This window comes from Marinicella sediminis (genome assembly GCF_002000055.1).
GTDB lineage: Bacteria > Pseudomonadota > Gammaproteobacteria > Xanthomonadales > Marinicellaceae > Marinicella > Marinicella sediminis.
Map to the genome: position 1 here is coordinate 98,653 of NZ_MVBD01000001.1, position 17,847 is coordinate 116,499.

19 protein-coding genes and 1 pseudogene are annotated in these 17,847 nt (G+C 49.5%); 9 read left to right on the top strand and 11 right to left on the bottom strand.

All coding sequences use genetic code 11. The features are described 5' to 3' along the window. Positions 1 to 38: 38 nt before the first annotated feature. Complete coding sequence (locus B0475_RS00510; protein ID WP_077409460.1) at positions 39 to 707, top strand: DUF4097 family beta strand repeat-containing protein; 669 nt, start codon at positions 39 to 41, stop codon at positions 705 to 707. Here the strand turns inward: B0475_RS00510 and folK are convergent. Together folK and B0475_RS00520 are read right to left on the bottom strand one after the other, a co-directional pair. After that, on the bottom strand, positions 694 to 1,188 hold the full coding sequence (gene folK / locus B0475_RS00515) for a 2-amino-4-hydroxy-6-hydroxymethyldihydropteridine diphosphokinase (RefSeq protein ID WP_077409461.1): 495 nt from the start codon (positions 1,186 to 1,188) through the stop codon (positions 694 to 696). The genes B0475_RS00510 and folK overlap by 14 nt on opposite strands. After that, entirely contained in the window at positions 1,185 to 1,577 is a 393-nt protein-coding gene (locus B0475_RS00520) for a SirB2 family protein (RefSeq protein WP_198538051.1), read from the bottom strand. The genes folK and B0475_RS00520 overlap by 4 nt, the downstream gene beginning before the upstream one ends. 46 nt (positions 1,578 to 1,623) lie before the next feature. Between B0475_RS00520 and B0475_RS00525 the strand changes: the two genes are divergently transcribed. Continuing rightward, complete coding sequence (locus B0475_RS00525) at positions 1,624 to 2,496, top strand: SGNH/GDSL hydrolase family protein (RefSeq protein ID WP_077409463.1); 873 nt, start codon at positions 1,624 to 1,626, stop codon at positions 2,494 to 2,496. Here B0475_RS00525 and ispF read toward each other — a convergent pair. The 3 genes from ispF to B0475_RS00540 are packed head-to-tail and all read right to left on the bottom strand — an operon-like array spanning position 2,482 to position 3,966. Then, positions 2,482 to 2,955, bottom strand: a complete 474-nt coding sequence (gene ispF, locus B0475_RS00530) for a 2-C-methyl-D-erythritol 2,4-cyclodiphosphate synthase (protein ID WP_077409464.1) — start codon at positions 2,953 to 2,955, stop codon at positions 2,482 to 2,484. The two genes, B0475_RS00525 and ispF, sit on opposite strands and share 15 nt — an antisense overlap. After that, positions 2,952 to 3,686, bottom strand: a complete 735-nt coding sequence (gene ispD / locus B0475_RS00535) for a 2-C-methyl-D-erythritol 4-phosphate cytidylyltransferase (protein ID WP_077409465.1) — start codon at positions 3,684 to 3,686, stop codon at positions 2,952 to 2,954. Before ispD ends, ispF begins: the two co-directional genes overlap by 4 nt. Continuing rightward, positions 3,676 to 3,966: an FtsB family cell division protein gene (locus tag B0475_RS00540; protein WP_077409848.1), complete on the bottom strand. Its 291-nt coding sequence runs from the start codon at positions 3,964 to 3,966 to the stop codon at positions 3,676 to 3,678. Before B0475_RS00540 ends, ispD begins: the two co-directional genes overlap by 11 nt. Before the next feature lie 93 nt (positions 3,967 to 4,059). On the opposite strand from B0475_RS00540, the gene B0475_RS00545 reads away from it, so the two are divergent. Genes B0475_RS00545 through ypfJ form a run of 4 tightly spaced genes read left to right on the top strand, consistent with a single transcriptional unit; the run spans position 4,060 to position 8,330 of the window. Further along, complete coding sequence (locus B0475_RS00545) at positions 4,060 to 4,971, top strand: ABC transporter ATP-binding protein (protein WP_077409466.1); 912 nt, start codon at positions 4,060 to 4,062, stop codon at positions 4,969 to 4,971. A 2-nt stretch (positions 4,972 to 4,973) separates the two neighbouring features. Then, positions 4,974 to 6,230: an ABC transporter permease gene (locus B0475_RS00550; protein ID WP_077409467.1), complete on the top strand. Its 1,257-nt coding sequence runs from the start codon at positions 4,974 to 4,976 to the stop codon at positions 6,228 to 6,230. A 10-nt stretch (positions 6,231 to 6,240) separates the two neighbouring features. Continuing rightward, entirely contained in the window at positions 6,241 to 7,410 is a 1,170-nt protein-coding gene (locus B0475_RS00555; RefSeq protein ID WP_077409468.1) for an ABC transporter permease, read from the top strand. Positions 7,411 to 7,463: 53 nt separating this feature from the next. Next, the gene (gene ypfJ, locus B0475_RS00560; RefSeq protein WP_077409469.1) at positions 7,464 to 8,330 is read left to right on the top strand and encodes a KPN_02809 family neutral zinc metallopeptidase; all 867 of its coding nucleotides are present in this window, start codon (positions 7,464 to 7,466) and stop codon (positions 8,328 to 8,330) included. 76 nt (positions 8,331 to 8,406) lie between these two features. Here the strand turns inward: ypfJ and B0475_RS00565 are convergent, their stop codons facing one another. The 5 genes and pseudogenes from B0475_RS00565 to B0475_RS00580 form a co-directional block, all read right to left on the bottom strand. After that, the gene (locus B0475_RS00565) at positions 8,407 to 9,168 is read right to left on the bottom strand and encodes a class I SAM-dependent methyltransferase (RefSeq protein WP_077409470.1); all 762 of its coding nucleotides are present in this window, start codon (positions 9,166 to 9,168) and stop codon (positions 8,407 to 8,409) included. A 77-nt stretch (positions 9,169 to 9,245) separates the two neighbouring features. Continuing rightward, positions 9,246 to 9,548: an FmdB family zinc ribbon protein gene (locus B0475_RS00570; protein WP_077409471.1), complete on the bottom strand. Its 303-nt coding sequence runs from the start codon at positions 9,546 to 9,548 to the stop codon at positions 9,246 to 9,248. A 62-nt stretch (positions 9,549 to 9,610) separates the two neighbouring features. Beyond that, entirely contained in the window at positions 9,611 to 10,591 is a 981-nt protein-coding gene (locus B0475_RS18075) for a POT-type proton-dependent oligopeptide transporter (protein ID WP_449288539.1), read from the bottom strand. Positions 10,592 to 10,636: 45 nt separating this feature from the next. Continuing rightward, positions 10,637 to 11,848: pseudogene (locus B0475_RS18080) on the bottom strand (peptide MFS transporter); the annotation flags it as partial. A 31-nt stretch (positions 11,849 to 11,879) separates the two neighbouring features. Further along, positions 11,880 to 13,427 (bottom strand): peptide MFS transporter, encoded by a 1,548-nt coding sequence (locus tag B0475_RS00580; protein WP_077409472.1) that lies wholly within the window; start codon positions 13,425 to 13,427, stop codon positions 11,880 to 11,882. Between the two features lie 479 nt (positions 13,428 to 13,906). Between B0475_RS00580 and B0475_RS00590 the strand changes: the two genes are divergently transcribed. The 3 genes from B0475_RS00590 (at position 13,907) to ligA (ending at position 17,465) form a co-directional block, all read left to right on the top strand. Continuing rightward, positions 13,907 to 14,602 carry an SDR family NAD(P)-dependent oxidoreductase gene (locus tag B0475_RS00590; RefSeq protein ID WP_077409474.1) on the top strand — a complete coding sequence of 232 codons (696 nt, stop codon included), beginning with the start codon at positions 13,907 to 13,909 and terminating at the stop codon, positions 14,600 to 14,602. A 254-nt stretch (positions 14,603 to 14,856) separates the two neighbouring features. After that, on the top strand, positions 14,857 to 15,450 hold the full coding sequence (locus B0475_RS00595; RefSeq protein ID WP_109862315.1) for a cell division protein ZipA: 594 nt from the start codon (positions 14,857 to 14,859) through the stop codon (positions 15,448 to 15,450). Beyond that, on the top strand, positions 15,447 to 17,465 hold the full coding sequence (ligA, locus tag B0475_RS00600) for an NAD-dependent DNA ligase LigA (RefSeq protein ID WP_077409475.1): 2,019 nt from the start codon (positions 15,447 to 15,449) through the stop codon (positions 17,463 to 17,465). Before B0475_RS00595 ends, ligA begins: the two co-directional genes overlap by 4 nt. On the opposite strand, the gene B0475_RS00605 is transcribed toward ligA, so the two are convergent. Further along, entirely contained in the window at positions 17,451 to 17,840 is a 390-nt protein-coding gene (locus B0475_RS00605; RefSeq protein WP_077409476.1) for a hypothetical protein, read from the bottom strand. The genes ligA and B0475_RS00605 overlap by 15 nt on opposite strands. Positions 17,841 to 17,847: the final 7 nt, after the last annotated feature.

Here is a 17,847-nt window from a genome sequence, read left to right on the forward strand (position 1 = left end):
CGTTTCAATGGCATCAATACACAAAACAGAGGTAATCAATGAAATACGTTTTAATCTTTTTACTGACCGCTGCAATCACCGTTCAGGCCGGTGTTTTTGGCAGTGAAAAAGTCGCCGCAGGTACCAATTCTCCCGAGAAAGACTTTGATTCCGTCAATGGCAGCATCACTGTGGGCGAAAACGCCCATGTCGATAATCTGGACACCGTGAACGGTTCAATCAAAGTGGGCAACAATGCCATTGTAGGCAAAGTTGAAACTGTCAACGGCAGCATCAAATTTCACAACGGGGTGACGGCTGATCATGCGGAAACCGTTAATGGCTCCATCAAGTTGGGGGAAAACTGTCTGATCAAGGGCCATGCAGAAACTGTAAATGGTTCTGTCACCGCCGAAGAGGGTTGTCTGGTTGAGGGCAAAATGGAAACGGTGAACGGCAAAATCACAGCCACAGGTGCTCAGGTTGGCGGTAACATTGAAACCGTTAATGGTAACATCAAACTGGACAATGGAACGGTGGTTGATGGTGATGTGATCATCGAAAAATCAACCGGCTGGTTCAACAGTAATAAAAAGGTCCCGGAAGTATATATCGGTGAAGATGTGGTGGTCAAAGGTGACCTGGTGTTCAAAAAGAAAGTTAAATTATACGTTGCAGATTCCGCTCAGGTGGGTGAAATCATTGGTGATGACATCACCGATATGTGACTGGTTTCAGATCAAACTCATTGGTCTGACAAAAGGCTTGCCATAAATCGGCAAGCCTTTTTTTTGCCACCGGATGCAGCAGATCCGGTGCCAGGTCCTGCAACGGTTTAAGGACATATGGCCGCTTGAGGATTTCGTCACGTGGCAATTGTACAAAGCCATCATCAATGATCAGTTGATCACACAACAATAAATCGACATCCAGGGTGCGGTCAGAGTACCTTGGTTTGCGTCGGTCACGACCATGCAGGTCTTCCAGTTGTTGTAGCCATATTTTCAGTTCAGTGGGGGTGAATGCCGTATCAATGCGTACCACCAGGTTGTGAAAATCAGCTCCTTTGAAGCCATAGGAAGGTGAAGCATAAACGGGTGAAGTTTGTAGTCTGGAAAACGCACAGCGCAAGTGATGCAGGCAGGAGGTGATGTGGAGTTGCCGGTCCACATTACTGCCAATCCCGAGGTAAAAGGTCCGGCTGTTCACCAGGGCCAGGCCGTTTTATGGATCGCGGTCCAGAGCATGTAGAGCACCGCCAGGGTGGCCAACAGATAACTGACCCATTGGGTGGAACCGGATTTTTTCATGGCCAGGGTGCCTGCCATGATGTAAACCAGCAAGGCAATGAGCTTAAAACCCAGCCAGGTGGCCACCAAAGGATTGAGGAGTGCCAGGACGGCCAGTGAGACGCCAGTGATCAGCAGCAAGGTGTCTACGGCGTGGGGCAGAATACGCACCACCTGACCCACCGGTTGTGCCCGAAATTTGAAATACCAGTATCTGAACTGGAAAAGTGTGATGCTGATCAACACCAGCCACACATGAATTTGTTTTACAATGGGATACATGGCTATGACACTGTCTGATGTGGGCATTGTAACAGCTAAAATCATCAAATAACTGAATAAAGAGGGTCCCGGAATGAATCAATTGAATTGGCTGGTCAGGCAGTCACTGTGCTGCCTGTTGTTGGCTTTGTGCTGCCCTGGTGTGGCAGACGCGCAAACCCGTAAAGTATTGTTGGTGGGGGACAGTTGGGCCGCTCAGCAGTGGGAAGATGGGGTGCACAACGCGGTTTTTGACCTCAATGGCTACCCGGATCTGGAAGCATTTGGGGATGTGGTGGCCATCAGTGGTTCCACTGCTGCCGATTGGGTGGTCCCGACAGAGTTGCAAAAGATCACCGATGCCCTGAATGCCAACCCGGAGATCAATACGGTGCAGCTGACCCTGGGAGGCAATGATTTTCTCAATCAATGGAACACCGGGATGACTCCTATGCAGGTGACAGACCTGCAAAATCAAATCATTGCAGACTTGCAGATTGTCATTGATCACATCCTGGATCTGGACATCAGCCTGGAAATCATATTGAGTTTTTATGATTATCCCAATTTTGTCGACACCACCTCAGGTGCCACAGGTATTTTTTGTTTCAACCTGCACAATGATCTGGGATTTCCTGATCCGACTGCCATGAATACCGCTGGCGTTGCCTTTGAAGAAGCCTTTGCTACCATTGCTGCCAGCCAACCCAGGGTTCAACACGTCAGCCATTTTGGTTTGATGCAAAATACCTATGGATTTCCGGGCCAAAACATTCAACCGGGGGATATTTTGCCACCGGGTGACATCAGCTTACCCAGTCCTGTCGAATCCATGCGGGTGACGGCAGGTATCTTTGTGGATTGTTTTCACCTGGGTGAAGATGGTTATGGGGTGTTGGTTCAAAACCTGTTTGATCGGTATTATCAATACCGTTTTGATACGGTTTTCAAATCATTGTTTGAGTAACAAGCAGGTGGCCTGAGCAGCCATACCCTCACCTCGACCAGTGAACCCCAGTCGTTCTGAGGTGGTGGCTTTGATGCTGATTTGTGTTGGCTGAATACCCAGGATCACAGCCAGACGCTGTTGCATGGCCGGTGCATGGGGGGTGATTTTGGGTTGTTCGGCGATGAGGGTGCAATCCAGGTTGCCAAGCACGTAACCGTGCTCCTGAATCAACTGGTGACAATGACTTAAAAATACCACACTGTCACACCCAGCCCATTGCGGATCAGAGGGTGGGAAATGCCGGCCAATATCGCCGAGGGCCAGTGCTCCGAGTAAGGCATCACAAATGGCATGAATCAATACGTCACCATCGGAATGGGCCACAAAACCCTGATCAAAAGGAACGCGGATGTTACCCAGCATTAAATGGTCCCCCGGACCAAAGGCATGCACATCAAAGCCAGAACCGATCCTCATATAATCCTCCCTTGTTGACGCAATATGGATTCAGCCAGGGCCAGATCCTCAAATTCAGTGATTTTGATGTTATGGCGGCTGCCTTTGACCATCAATGGTTGCTGTCCCTGGGCTTCGATGGCTGAGGCTTCGTCAGTCACCGTCCCGGCTTCAAATACGGTCAGGGCCTTAATCAACTCGCCACAACGGAACATTTGTGGTGTCAGTGCGGCATACAGGTGCTCACGGTTCATGGTGCGTTTGACTTGTTGGCCATTGGTGGAGCATTTGATGGTATCGGTCAGTGGCCTGACCAATAAACCACCCTGTTGCTGTTGCCGGCAAGTGGTAATCAGGTCATTGATTTCCTGCTGGCTGACACAGGGCCTGGCTGCATCGTGAACCAACACCCAGTCATTGGCTGCTGCGCCAAGTGACAAAATGCCATTGCGCACTGAATCGTGGCGTTGATCGCCGCCACGGGTAACCGCAATGTGATGTTTGATCGGCACGGCCTGTTGTTGCTCCCAATGTTGATCCTGAGGGTGCAGTACCACGGTCAGTCCATCCAAACTGATGTCTTCAAAGGCCATCAGGGTGTGGAACAGGACCGGGTGATCGCCAATCGGGCAATATTGTTTAGGCAGTTGGCTGAATCGGGTTTGCTGGCCAGGGGTAGAGCGACGGAACCGGTCACCTGAACCAGCGGCCACAATCACCAGAAAAACCTTTTGGCGTTGTTCAACGGCCATCGTCGTCGGTGGGGTTGATGACCTGGATAAAGGTTTCGTCCTGTTTGATCATGCCCAGTTCAGAGCGGGCGCGTTCTTCAATGGCTTCCAGACCGGTTTTCAGACTGCTCACTTCTGCAGCCAGCTTTTCATTGCGCTCAATGAGGACCTCAATTTCTGCTTGTTGGGTTTCCAACAGTCGTTGCTTGGCAAGTAATTCCTTACGACCACCATCGCCAAACTGCTGTTGGAACAAGGCCCACAGAATCAGAATCGCCAGAATGATGTTCAGCCACTTCAATGATGTTAACCCGGTCAACAGAAGGATCACATTGTAACATTATGATGTTAAGATAGTTAATAATCGTAACAACTAATCCATGGCACATCAGTGATGATAAAAACCGAGCAACTCAGCAAATCTTACGGTCAGTTTGTGGCCGCAGAAGACATCAGCTTTGAAGTACAACCAGGTGAGGTATTTGGTTTACTTGGCCCCAACGGTGCAGGTAAATCAACCACCATTAACTGCATTTCAGGGTTATTAAAACCATCTCTTGGCGAAGTATCCATCAATGGGTACTCAGTGCTCAGCGAAGCAGTGAAAGCCAAACAGTCGCTGGGCCTGGTGCCGCAGGACCTGGCCATCTATGAAGACCTGACCGGTCAGGAAAACCTGAACTTTTGGGGGCAGGCTTATGGCCTGTCTGGTCGGCAGTTAAAAGACCGCATGAGCACAGTTTTACAGCAGGTGGGTCTGGAGAGTCGGGCTGCTGATTTGGTCAGTACTTATTCAGGTGGTATGAAACGGCGACTGAATTTTGCCTGTGCCATTTTGCATGAGCCACGTGCCTTGCTGTTGGATGAGCCCACTGTGGGGGTTGACCCGCAATCCCGGGAACACCTGCTCAGTGCCGTTGAAAACCTGAAGTCGACAGGCACGGCGGTGTTGTATACCACTCACTATATGGAAGAGGCTGAACGTTTGTGTGACCGTCTGGCCATCATTGATCACGGCAAAATCATTGCCAGTGGTACCTTGGCGGAATTGCGCAGTCACATGGGAGAGAAAGACCTGATTACCCTGCAAGGCGATTTCAGTCAGGTCAGTGAACAGGTACTCAGTGATTTTGAAGTCATCGAGTGGCAGGATGACAGTATCCGCTTTATGGCCGCCGATGCGGCATCACTTTTGTCTGACATCCTGTCTCGGTTTGGTAAAGGTCAGGTCAAGCAAACAGCCGTGCAACAGGCCAACCTCGAAAGCCTGTTCATCAAACTCACCGGACGTGAACTGAGGGATTGATCATGGGTAAACTGAGTATGCCATTGAGTGTTGCCAGGATCCGCATCACCCGTGTATTGCGGGAAAAATGGGGGCTGATTTCCTGGTTAGCCATTCCGATGATCATTGTCTTTTTGATGAGTCTGATCGCGGGGACCGGCGGTGGTCAATTGACCGGTCGGTTGCTGATCACCGATCAGGATAACTCGGTGGTTTCGAATTTTTTATCAGGTGGTTTTAATCAGGGACCAATGGCGGAGATATTCACCACGGAACTGGTTGATGAGCAACAGGCAGCTACACTGATGGAAGCCGGTGATGCCAGTGCCTGGATCACCATTCCTGAAGGTTTTGGGCAAGCCTTTCTGGATAACCAGCCTACCCGGCTGCAACTGGTGAAAAATCCGGCTCAGAATATCCTTCCGCAAATGGTAGAAACCTCGATGGCATTATTGGTGGATGCGGCCACCTATCTACAGATTATTTTTTCTGAGGAACTGGCGGTGCTTAAACCCATGATCGAGGAATCCCAGTTCAATGATGCTGAATTGGTGGTCCTGACTTTGGGTGTCAAACAACAAATTGACCGATTGGAAGAGACCTTGTTTCCGCCACAACTGGAACTGCTGGAAAAACCTATAGAACAGTTGCCGGATGAAACAGCACAAAACCAGATCACTTTTGGATTGCTGATGTTTCCTGGGGCGATCTTCATGGCTTTGATTTTTGCCGCCAATGCCCTGGCAGTTGCGATCTGGGATGATGCCAGCAATGGGGTGATTCCACGGTTGGCAGCCACACCATCCGCTCTGGGAGGTTATTTCAATGGTCAGGTGATGTCTGCCATGGCATTGTTGGGCTTGTTGGCCACGGTCCTCAGTGTCTTAGGCAGCTGGTATTTTAACCTGCCCCTATCGCAGCTGCCTTTGATGATTGTCTGGCTGGTGTTTTCAGGTTTAGTGATCTGGATGTTGTTCACCGCCCTGGCCTTGTTGATGCCAACAGCAAAAGTTGCCAACATCACCATCAACGCCACCACCTTTCCCTTGCTGATGCTGGGAGGCAGCTTCTTTCCGATGGAGAGTATGCCACCCTGGCTGGCCGGTATGGGCCAGTTTTTGCCCAATGGCTTTTTGCTCAAAGGACTGAAAGATTGGATGGTAAGGGGTGAAGCATTGACTGATGCATTGTGGTTACCTTTGTTGCTGGGTGTGGCTATATTACTGATGTTTTGGGTGTTGAACCGGATGTTGTTGAATCAATTGGTACATAAGGTGTGAGGAGAGGCAAATGAAAAAAATCTGGTTGATAGCACAAAAAGACTTCTTATACACCCTCAAAGACAAAACCGTGTTGGTTTGGTTATTTGTTATGCCGTTGGTGTTTTTTGCCTTTATCGGCACCACCACGCAGGGTTTTGGTGGTGGTTCAGGTAGCCAGACCACTTTGGCAGTTTGGTATGAAGGCGATGTAGATGACCCCATGTTCAAACAAATCCAAAACCGCCTGGAAACAGAATCATTTGCCTTGCGGTTGTTTAACCCTGACCAGCTACTTTACCAGGAAAAATGGGCGTTTGATGATTATGACAGGCAACTGTGGATCCCGGCAGGTATGGCGCAGCAGGTTGCTGCCGGGGAGCAGGTGACCCTCAATTATCGGGTGGATGCCGAAGACATGGGCGGAGATTTTGCCACCTTCAAGATCAATAAAGCCATTTATCAGACCCTGGGTGATCTCTTGATCATCAAAAAGCTCAACACAACACAGTGGCAGGAACTGGACTTCAGTACCGCCAACGATGCCCCAAGAATGATTGATCTGCAGGTCAGCCAGGCTGGTGAACAACAGGAGATTCCTTCCGGTTTTAAACAAGCCGTGCCGGGAATTTTGGTGATGTTCATCATGATGATTGCCCTTACCAGTGGCGCATTGGCATTGTTCCTGGAACGTAAAACCGGTGTCCTCAGGCGGTTGGCGGCATCTCCCATCACCCGCCGTGAACTGATTCTGGGCAAGTGGCTTGGTAAATGGATGCTGGCTACCTGCCAGTTGATTTATGGCATGATCATGGGCAGTCTGTTGTTCAGTATTCACTGGGGGCCACACTGGCCCATGGTTTTTGTGTTGCTGCTCAGTTGGGCAGCGGCCTGTGCCGGCTTTGCCATCATGATGGGTTCAATGGCAAGAAACGAAGGTCAGGTCAACGGTATTCCGGTGATCGTATCCATGTTGCTGGCTGCACTCGGTGGTTGTTGGTGGCCCATCGAGGTGGCTCCCGAGTGGATGCAGCAACTGGCCATGTTCCTACCCACCGGATGGGTCATGGATGCGCTGCACAAACTGATGTATTTCGGTGCCGATCTGGGTGATGTGTTCAATCATCAACTGGCTTTGTATTCACTGGCTGTCATTGCCCTGATTCTGGCGTTCACAAAATTTAACCATGAAGTGAAATAACCACCATGCATTTTGCGTTATACTGATTGTTTTTCAGATTCAGGTGATTCCCTATGCGTTGGAAAGGACGAAGAAAAAGTACCCGTATTGATGACCGCAGGGGTCGTGGCGGTGTGGTCAGGGGCGGGGCAAAGTTATCAGGCACAATGATTGTCATCGCCTTGATTTATGCGGTGGTGACTGGTCAGAATCCACTGTCTTTGTTGGGCAACATCATGCAACAAGGTGGTGGCACCCAGCAACAAAAAGTACAGATTCCACGTCAGCAAACGGCAGCTGAAGCTGAAAATGCGGAATTTTCATCGGTGATCTTTGCTTCTACCGAAGACATCTGGACACAGCTGTTTAAACAATCAGGACAAACCTACCAACCACCGAGCATGGTGTTGTTTGATGGTCAGGTACAGTCTCGTTGTGGCATCAATTCCGAAGCCGTGGGGCCATTTTATTGCCCGGGAGATAACAAAGTATACCTGTCGTTGGGGTTCTTCAGACAGCTGGAGCGCATGGGAGCACCCGGTGATTTTGCCCGGGCTTATGTGATTGGTCATGAAGTAGGTCACCACATTCAAAACATCACCGGTACCGAACGTCAGGTTCGTCAGTGGCAACAACAGGCACGCTCTAAAGTGGAAGTCAATCAACTGTCTGTGATGATGGAATTACAGGCCGATTGCTTGGCTGGTGTTTGGGCGCATCATGCCAACCGCACGCAAAACATGTTGGAGCCGGGTGATGTTGAAGAAGGGCTGCGGGCTGCGGCATCGATTGGTGATGACACCATCCAGTCACGGGCTGGTCGCCGGGTCAATGTGGAAGCCTTTACACACGGCTCATCTGATCAACGGGTCAAATGGTTGAACAAAGGATTAAGGTCAGGTAGTTATGATGCCTGTAACCCTTTCAAAGATGGCGTCTGAAGACAGCAGCAGATGACATGTCTCCATAGAAAAAGGCCATCAATCGATGGCCTTTTTCATGCTTAGGTGAGCTGGATTATTTTTTTACTTTCTTGAATTTCAAGGTCCAGCGATCAGTGTTGCCAGTCACCGAGCGACGACCCACTTCATACTCCAGTTCGTCATCAGCGCGGTAATGAAGATCTGAAAAATCGACCAATTCAAAACCAGCAGCCTGAATTTCCAAAATGGCTTTAACCGGGTCAAAGCGTCTGCGGTTTTCATCATTGTCGCCTTCCATGTGACGTCGGGTGTGATCAACCACGCCGTAAATACCACCCATTTTCAGGGCATCCCAGGCGGCATCATTCATGGCTTTGCGGCCATCTTCAGCAAAATTGTGATAGTTTCTGAAAGTCAGCACCATATCGGCTTTTTTCTCACCAATACCGGCATTTTCCAGTGAATAAAAACGGGCGCCTTCCTTGCGATAGATGTTGGAATCTTCAGCGCCTACCTGAATGTGAGACAACCCTTCATGTGCTTCAATCAATGTTTGAACACGGCCGGTACCCAGCGCCACAATTAATTGACCTTTTTCTTTCAAAACCGGAGCCAATATCTTGGTATACCAACCACCACCAGGAACCAGTTCAATGACTTTCATGTCATGTTCCAGGCCCAGAAACTCGAGGGTCTGTACCGGTCTGCGATTGCGGTCCCGTTCTTTCTCAGCATCGCTTCGCAGCTCAGATTTTAAAGCCTCTTTGACCAAATCCGAAGTGGACATTTTATGATCGTCGGCCAGTGCCGAGACAGCCAAACCACACAGAATGGTGATCACCATTAATTTTTTCATGTTGTCTCCCAAATTAAAAAGACAATGATTCTACCATTGGATTGTGGATTATGTGTGAAATACTCAGTGGTGAAGCGTCAATCGTCTGCGCTGATGGTGTCCGGGCCTTTGCCGGCGGTTTTTTCATAGTGACCTTTGGCCACTTTGCGGTATTGCGTGAAGCCATTTTTGGCGATGTTTTTTTCACTCAGGGTGGATGAGGGTGAACCTGTGGTGCCGGTGTTGAGGTGCACCGCTGTGATGATTTTTTTTACAGGATGGCCACATTCCGGGCATGCCAACAGGCGCTCATCGGCGAGTTTTTGCATCACATCAAAAGGCAGCACACAGTTGCCACAGGCGCGGTCTTGAGAAATGGCTTGATACGTATATAGAGGCATGGCAATAAAAAAAGCACCAGTTGGTAGATCAATCTGGTGCTTTTACCTTGATTTTACAAGTCTCAGTGAATGCCTTTCATGCCTTTTTTCAGCAAGGGTGACACCAGTAACATGACAATGCCGAAGCCAACTCCCAAATACAACAGGGTGCTCCATAACTCATTGTACTTATCAAGTTGCTCGCTGACTGACAAAGTCACCAACTCGTCGGCATCAAGGGCAGCAATTTTGGCCAACAGCACAGCCACCACTTCTGACAATGAGGTGGCCAGGAACCACACGCCCATCACCAGACTGACCACACTCTTGATCGACAGTTTGGTGACTGCAGACAAGCCAACCGGAGACAAACTCAATTCACCAGTGGTGTGTAGCAAATAGGCCAGCATCAGCCAGACCCAGGCCACTTTACCAGCTTCATCTGGTGTCAGGGCCCCAATCAGCAGCGCCCCGAAACCCAGCCCGACCTGAATCAAACCCAAAGAAAATTTGACTGGTGTGGAAGGATCAAGGTTCAGCTTACCTAATTTCACCCACAAAGCCGCGAACACCGGTGCCAGGGTGAAAATAAACAAGGCATTGAGCGAGCCGTATTGTCCCGCTGTGGGTTCAAAGACCAAAGCTTTGATCTGGCCTGACTGCAGGCCTGACAATTCGGTGATGCCAAAATAAATGGCATAGCCACCAAGCAGAAACAAACTGATGGAAATGATGTTGATACTGGCTGCAGATGCACCGGCATCGACCCGGGAAATGCGGTTTGATTTGTCACGCTTGTAGAAAAAGCCGATCAGCACAAATGCCAGTGCGATGGCCACAGTCACGGCAGCCAGCAACAACAGAAAAATGCCCAGGTAAGACAAGTGGCCTAGCCAGTCTGCACCGCCTTGATACATGTTGAATGCCAGCAGTAGAATCACTGAAACAATCGCAACCATGAGGGAAGCTTTGAGGGATTCTGCCAAAGAGATGTTGTGCATTTTGCGGTAATTGCTGGCGGTGATAAAACCCCATATTCCCAGTATCAGCGCCACTGCTCCCATCAGGTAAAACCGCCAGGTATCACCTGCAGTCAGGCTGGCATCAACAATTTTCCGATCAATGACCCGGTCAGCGAATAATGTCATGGAGCTGGCTGATTGCTCAAACAAAGCCCAGAAAACGATGGTAGAAATGATCAGGATCAACAACACCACCATTCGAGAATAATCATCAGAGCTGGACTTAATAAAGCCATATATGCTGAAGCCAATGACCATGCCCAGCAGGACATAAGACATCCACACCATGTTGTGTGCGAGGGTATTGAAAATGGATACCGTGCCGAAAATCGAATCAGGGAAGTGGTCGGTGGTAAAGCCGAACACTGCCAATAAACCAAAGGCCACGATCACGGCGACAAAAATCTTTGCCAGACCTTTGTTCTGATCATCGTTTTTATAATACATGGCGTAGTAGATCAAACCCACCACAGCGGCCAGTAAAAACAGGTTTTGGGTAAAGAACACGATGGATATCTTTTGTACCAGAAACCAGACAATGACAAGGCTCAATACAGAGAACAGGTAAATGGCCCATTCTTTGTTCAAGGGACCGATGAAGGACTCTTTGAGCACTTTCGGGTTGTTGGGTTCAGCGTGTCCATAGAGGTACTTCTGGCCCCAGAGGAAGGTCACCAGACCAATCAGCATGCCCAATCCTGCGGCACCAAAACCATAACTCCAGCCATAAGTTTCACCCAGCCAGGCACAAATCAGGGTGGCCACAAAGGAGCCAATGTTGATGCCCTGGTAGAAAATGGTGAAGCCAGAATCCCGGCGCGGATCATTTTCCGGATACAGTTTTCCGACAATGGTGGAAATGTTGGGTTTCAAAAAGCCCACACCCACCACAATCAGCGCCAGCGCCAGATAAAACACATTGATGGCGAATTCATCGCGTACCACCTCACCGCCAACCATGGAAGCCTGTGCACCCTCCACCGCCATCAGCAAATGCCCCAGCACCAGCAGTATGCCGCCGAAAATCACGGCTTTGCGCATCCCAAGATAGCGGTCAGCCAGCAAGCCACCAAGTAAGGGCAGTGCGTAAACCAACCCGGCATAGGAACCGACAATACTCAAGCCGCCGGCGTCACTGAATAAATGGTATTTGGTTAAATACAGCAACAGCAGGAATTTCATCCCATAAAAGGAAAAGCGTTCCCACAGCTCAGTTGCGAAACACACATACAACCCGATGGGATGGCCCCACAGGGTTTCGTCGTTGTATGTTTCAGCTTGTTCGACTTGAGTATTCATAAGTTATCCTCTGATTGATTTTATGATTGTATTAATAGATGCCATGCATACGCTTCTTAAGGAACGGAGCCAGAACCAGCATCAATACGCCTGCACCAATGGGGATCGCAGTGAACACCAGGAAAAAGCCTGATAAACCGATCGCCGCATTGATCGAATCCATGGCGCTGGCGGTGAAACCGCCAATGATGTTGGCGAAGAAACTGGACAAGAACCACACCCCAAACATGATGCCCAGCAGGCGTTTTGGTGTGAGTTTGCTGACATAAGACAAGCCCACTGGAGATAAGCACAACTCACCTGCCGTGTGGAAGAAGTAAGCCGCTATCAGCCAGAACATGGAAACAGCTGCGGTTGATGCGCCCTGGGTGATGCCTGAAGCACCGTAGGCCAGGAAAGCAAAACCAACACCCAGCAGCATCAAACCCAAGGCAAATTTTGTGGGTCCTGACGGGTTGTATTTGGTTTCCCATATTTTCGAAAACAGGGGCGCCAGGGTGATGATGAAGAATGAGTTCAGGATGCCAAACCAGGAAGCGGGCACTTCAATTTCATTGGCTGAAGAAAATTCATTATAGACTTTCCAGATCACAATGGCCCAAATGATGGCAAAGCTGAGCCCCAGGAAAGAATTGGATAGTGGAATTTGTTTGTGTGTGGCTTTGAACAACAGACCCAAAACCCAGGTCACTACCAGGATGGGCACCACGGTCAGGAAGAAATTGGTCCAGATGTAGATGGTGGCAGAAGTGCCGGTTAAGACCCGTTGGGTGTAGTCTTTGGCAAATATGGTCATCGAAGAACCCGCTTGCTCAAAAGCCCACCAAAAGATGATGACGAAAAAGGCAAACACCCCGACAACCATTAATCGGTCTTTTTCAACGTCATTCAGTTTGGGTTTTTCATGCAGTTCTTGCTTGGCTTCTTTGTGCTCTGGTTTGGCACCATTGCTGCCAAAAACGCTTTGCGCAAAATAAAATTGCAGCAGGCCGAAAAACATGAACACACCTGCCAGACCGAAACCATAATGCCAGCCGACCGTTTCACCGACATAACCACACAGCATGATGCCCAGGAAGGCCCCGGCGTTGATACCCATGTAGAAGATGGTGTAGGCACCATCTTTTTTTGAATCGTCTTTATATAAACCACCGACCATCGAAGAAATATTGGGTTTGAACAGTCCATTGCCTATGATCAGTAACACCAGTCCCAGGTAAAATGTGGCATGGGTATCAAAGGCCAGTGACAGATGACCCAGGGTCATGAGTAAAGCGCCCATCACCACAGCCAGTCTGAAGCCGGTGAATCGGTCGGCAATCCAACCTCCAATTAATGGCGTGAGGTAAACCAGGCCGGTATAGAAACCATACAGAACACCGGCATTTTCACGTGACCAGCCCCAGCCGCCACCGTCTATGGCGGTGACCAGAAACAGCACCAGCAAGGCGCGCATGCCGTAGTAACTGAAGCGTTCCCACATTTCAGTGAAAAAGAGAATAAACAGTCCTGCCGGGTGATTGAGGACTTCGGGATTGATGTTGGAGGTGGAATTATCCAGCTGAGTAGTTGAGTTCATATAAGATGATTGTGCAGGGTTGAAGACACGCAGGCGACCCTTGTTGCCGGGTGCTCTACGACCAAAGCAGTAGATGATAACACAAAAAAACTGAATCAAGACTGACTGTTAACAAGATTGTAACGTCCGTTTAACCCCATAAAAAGACCGCTGAAATCATTATGTTTTCTTCTTTTGCCGTAAAACTGGTAGAATTCGTGCTTCGAAGAAGGGCTGATGATCGGCCCAACCCGCCGACTTGGTTAGGCAGTTCATGCCACCATGGTGGTTTGACACAGTCAATAAGCCTTGGTGAAATGACCCCCAGCCGTGGTTGCTTACGCATCCTGCTTTCGTGACTTGTCTGTATCCAGGCAAACGAAAGTGAACCGAAGAGTCGTGCACTTAGATTACATAAAATGATCGCAATGGCGGTTTCACATTTGTCAGGAGCAAAAGTGAATACAAGCCTGTGATCGTTCCATTTTTGGTGACTCATCATGGCTAAATATCCTGAATTGGCAAGCAAAACAATTTTTCTGACCGGTGCCTGCGGCGGGCTGGGATCAGCGCTGGCTTTGCGCTTATCGCAACAAAATGTCAACCTCATCATCAGTGACAAAAACCCACGTGGTTTGGATAAGTTGTGTGATGAATTGATCAAAAGGGATTTGCCCGAACCAGTGATCTATCCAATGAACCTGATCGGAGCCACCCCTTCCGATTACATGGATTTGGCCAAAGTCATTAAAAAACATTTCGGACAACTGGATGGCCTGATTCACACCGCTGCAGAGTTTGGTTCACTGACACCATTCCTGCTGTATGAAGCGTCCCGCTGGCTGAAGGAGATGCAGGTCAATGTCAATTCGCCGATTTTTCTGACCCAGGCGTTACTGCCGTTGTTATTGAAAAGCAAGGGCACGGTGCTGTTTACCTCAGATAACCAGGAAATGCTGGGTAAAGCCTATTGGGGGCAATATGGTGTGGGTAAAGCAGCCATCGAACAATTTGCCCGGATTCTTGGTCAGGAATGTGAAAACCAAGGCGTAACGGTTCAGACCATCACACCGCCACCCATGCACACCCAATTGCGCGCCAAAGCCTGGCCGGCTGAAGATGCTGGCCGCCTGGCCAAACCTTTGGATGTGGCTGACACCTATTTGCGGGCCCTGGCCAATCGGCCTGAAGACTGATATAAACTCATTTTTTTTGGTTTTTTTTGGACTGACGAAAAATACTGTGACTGAAAAAAAATCTGTGACTCAATAGACTGTTTGACAGCAAAAACAATGAACAGCTGTCATTTGATTGCGTTTGTGGCAGATGGTACGGAGAAAAACCCCTGTTGATGTATCTGTCGACCTGTCATTGAACCCACCCTTCTTCTTGCAGTCTGTGGTTGGTTTTTGTATCATTCACTCATCACATTCAGGATCTTCTTTATACCGTGTCTGCCCTCGAATTAAGAATCGTTATTGCTGTCATTGGACTGGTTGTCCTGGGGGTGATGTATTATTTTGGCACACGCAAACCCACCCACACGCGGACTGACATCACAGAAGAAGAATTGTTCCAGATTGAACCTGATGTCATTGAAGAGCCGGTCGTGGATGACACCGGTACGGTCACCACAGAGCGCAAAATTGTGACTTTGTTTTTGCATGCCAAAGATGGGCTACAGTTTGATTGGCACCAGATCAAGGACGCCGCAGCCAAAGCTGGGCTGGAATATGGTGAAGATCATTTGTTTTACCGATATCGTCGGGTAGGTACTGAGAAAAAAGCCCTGTTCCTGGTCGCCAATATGCTTAAGCCGGGGGTGTTTGATCCGGATTTGCGCACCACAGGACTGGTGTTCATCATGACCTTGCCTGGTGAAATGAATGCATTGGACTTATGGGATACCATGTTTCCGGTCGCCAAACGCATGCAGGAGTTGCTGGATGGTTCGCTGACCGATGAAAACCACAGTGTTTTTTCCCGCCAGCGGATTGCCTCAATGCGTGAAGAAATGAGGGCTTTTGAACACAGCTTGTCATGAACCAGCCAGCCAGTCATGAGGACTACGTCCGCTTAAAGGATGAGCTCAACGAGCACGCCTATCACTATTACGTTCTTGACGATCCGCTGATCTCCGACAGCGAGTATGATCGCCTGTATCAGCAGTTGCTTAAGGCAGAATCAGCACATCCTCAATGGGTGGCCGAAGACTCCCCCAGCCAGCGGGTGGCTGATCAGCCATTGTCGCATTTCTCCCAGATTACCCATGCCCTGCCCATGTTGTCTCTGGGTAATGTGTTCAGTGCCGAAGAATTGCAGGAATTTGACCAGCGAATTCATAAGATCCTTGACCAGGAGGTCAGTTCAGTCGGAGACATCAGTTATTCAGCTGAGCCTAAACTGGATGGTCTGGCAGTGAGTATCCGTTATGAAAATGGTCTGTTGGTGCAGGCTGCAACACGAGGTGATGGTGCAATTGGCGAAGACATCACGGCGAATGTCAAGACGATTCAGTCCGTTCCGTTGTCATTGCGAGGCGATGACCTTCCGGCAGTGCTTGAGGTTCGCGGTGAAGTGGTGATGCCTCGTGATGGATTCAGCCGATACAACACCTGGGCCCTGGCACACGATGAGAAAGTGTTTGCCAACCCACGCAATGCAGCTGCCGGATCATTGCGGCAACTGGATCCGCAAAAAACTGCACGGCGGCCGCTGGCCTTTTATGCCTATTCAATCGGTGAAGTACAACCGGCCCATCAACTGGACACCCACAGTTCTGTGCTGGCTTGGGTCAAACAGCTGGGACTGCCGGTGAATCACCTGTCCAGAGTGGTCGAAGGAGTGACCGGCTGTGCAGAATATTATCAGGAGATTGGCAACTTACGTGAGCAGTTGAATTTTGACATTGATGGCGTGGTTTATAAAGTGGATGACTTGTCATGGCAGCAGATCCTTGGTTTTGTCACCAAAGCGCCGCGCTGGGCCACCGCTCATAAATTTCCCGCTGAAGAAGCCACTACCCAGGTGGAAAACATTGATGTACAGGTGGGCAGAACCGGCAGCATCACGCCGGTTGCCAGACTTAAACCAGTCACCGTTGGCGGTGTCACGGTAACCAATGCCACCTTGCACAATGAAGACGAGATCAGGCGCAAAGATGTGCGGGTGGGCGATACGGTGTTTGTGCGTCGGGCAGGTGATGTCATACCGGAAGTGGTGAAAGTGGTGACCGCCAGGCGTCCGGCGGATGCCCGGCCTTTTACCATGCCCTCCCATTGTCCGGTGTGTGACAGTGAGCTGCACAAAATTGAAGGTGAGGCTGTGTTGCGATGCCCGGCCGGACTGACTTGTGATGCACAGCGCAAAGAGAGCATCAAACATTTTGCTTCGCGCAAAGCCATGGACATTGATGGACTGGGCAATAAATTAGTCGAGCAGCTGGTGGATGCCGGTTTGATTGAAAACCCGGCTGATTTGTATCATCTGAAAGAAGCTCAGGTTTCCGGGTTGGAGCGCATGGCACAAAAATCAGCAACCAATCTGCTCAAAGGCATTGAGCAAAGCAAACAAACCACCCTGCCCAGGTTTATTTATGCCCTGGGTATTCGTGAGGTGGGTGAAGCCACGGCATTGACTCTGGCCAATGAGCTGCACAACCTTGATGCCATCAAAGGTGCCGATAAGGAAGCGTTGATGGACTTGCCCGATGTGGGTGAAGTGGTTGCCAGCCGGATCCGTCAATATTTTCACAATCCACAAAACCTCGCAGTGATTGATGAATTACTGGCCGCAGGTATTCACTGGCCCCAGATCAGTCAACAGGACAGCGGGCCAAAGCCTCTTGAGGGAATGACCGTGGTGCTGACCGGTTCTTTGTCACAAATGACCCGCTCTGAGGCCAAACAAAAGCTGCAGCAACTGGGGGCCAAAGTCACTGGTTCAGTTTCAGCCAGGACCGATTTGCTGGTGGCAGGTGAAAAGGCTGGTTCCAAGCTCAGCAAAGCTGAGCAGTTGGGCATTCAGGTGGTGGATGAAGCCTGGTTACTCGGTCAATAGCTTCACTTCAAACCCATTGTCAAAAATGTCATTGATGAACAGGCCGTTTTCGCAAATCAGGTCGTTGCTTTCACTGATCATCCACAATTGTTTTTTTCTGGTGTCGTAACGAAAATAACTCAGTCCAATGAATTGATTGTTGGTGAACACGGCAAATTCACTGGTGTCAGTTGGTGGGCTGCCCCCGGCTTGCTGACAGTTGTTGATGTTGCTGCTGAAACTGATGATTTTATTGGTCAGGTCGATGGTCACATCACTGCTGAGCAGATAGGCATAACGGTCAATCACCGGTGTCACCGCCTGGCCTGATGACCAGGCAAAGGCGCTCACCAAAAAGACCAGCGACTTTGATTTGCTGAAGTTGGTATTGTTCATATCTCAT

Coding starts and splice junctions, on each gene's coding strand:
- B0475_RS00525 (WP_077409463.1), top strand. CDS start 1,624: ATGAATCAATTGAATTGGCTGGTCAGGCAGTCACTGTGCTGCCTGTTG.
- ypfJ (WP_077409469.1), top strand. CDS start 7,464: ATGCGTTGGAAAGGACGAAGAAAAAGTACCCGTATTGATGACCGCAGG.
- ispD (WP_077409465.1), bottom strand. CDS start 3,686: ATGGCCGTTGAACAACGCCAAAAGGTTTTTCTGGTGATTGTGGCCGCT.
- B0475_RS00590 (WP_077409474.1), top strand. CDS start 13,907: ATGGCTAAATATCCTGAATTGGCAAGCAAAACAATTTTTCTGACCGGT.
- B0475_RS00570 (WP_077409471.1), bottom strand. CDS start 9,548: ATGCCTCTATATACGTATCAAGCCATTTCTCAAGACCGCGCCTGTGGC.
- B0475_RS00550 (WP_077409467.1), top strand. CDS start 4,974: ATGGGTAAACTGAGTATGCCATTGAGTGTTGCCAGGATCCGCATCACC.
- B0475_RS00580 (WP_077409472.1), bottom strand. CDS start 13,427: ATGAACTCAACTACTCAGCTGGATAATTCCACCTCCAACATCAATCCC.
- ligA (WP_077409475.1), top strand. CDS start 15,447: ATGAACCAGCCAGCCAGTCATGAGGACTACGTCCGCTTAAAGGATGAG.
- ispF (WP_077409464.1), bottom strand. CDS start 2,955: ATGAGGATCGGTTCTGGCTTTGATGTGCATGCCTTTGGTCCGGGGGAC.
- B0475_RS00520 (WP_198538051.1), bottom strand. CDS start 1,577: ATGCCCACATCAGACAGTGTCATAGCCATGTATCCCATTGTAAAACAA.
- B0475_RS18075 (WP_449288539.1), bottom strand. CDS start 10,591: ATGGGAGCAGTGGCGCTGATACTGGGAATATGGGGTTTTATCACCGCC.
- B0475_RS00510 (WP_077409460.1), top strand. CDS start 39: ATGAAATACGTTTTAATCTTTTTACTGACCGCTGCAATCACCGTTCAG.
- B0475_RS00555 (WP_077409468.1), top strand. CDS start 6,241: ATGAAAAAAATCTGGTTGATAGCACAAAAAGACTTCTTATACACCCTC.
- B0475_RS00545 (WP_077409466.1), top strand. CDS start 4,060: ATGATAAAAACCGAGCAACTCAGCAAATCTTACGGTCAGTTTGTGGCC.
- B0475_RS00605 (WP_077409476.1), bottom strand. CDS start 17,840: ATGAACAATACCAACTTCAGCAAATCAAAGTCGCTGGTCTTTTTGGTG.
- B0475_RS00565 (WP_077409470.1), bottom strand. CDS start 9,168: ATGAAAAAATTAATGGTGATCACCATTCTGTGTGGTTTGGCTGTCTCG.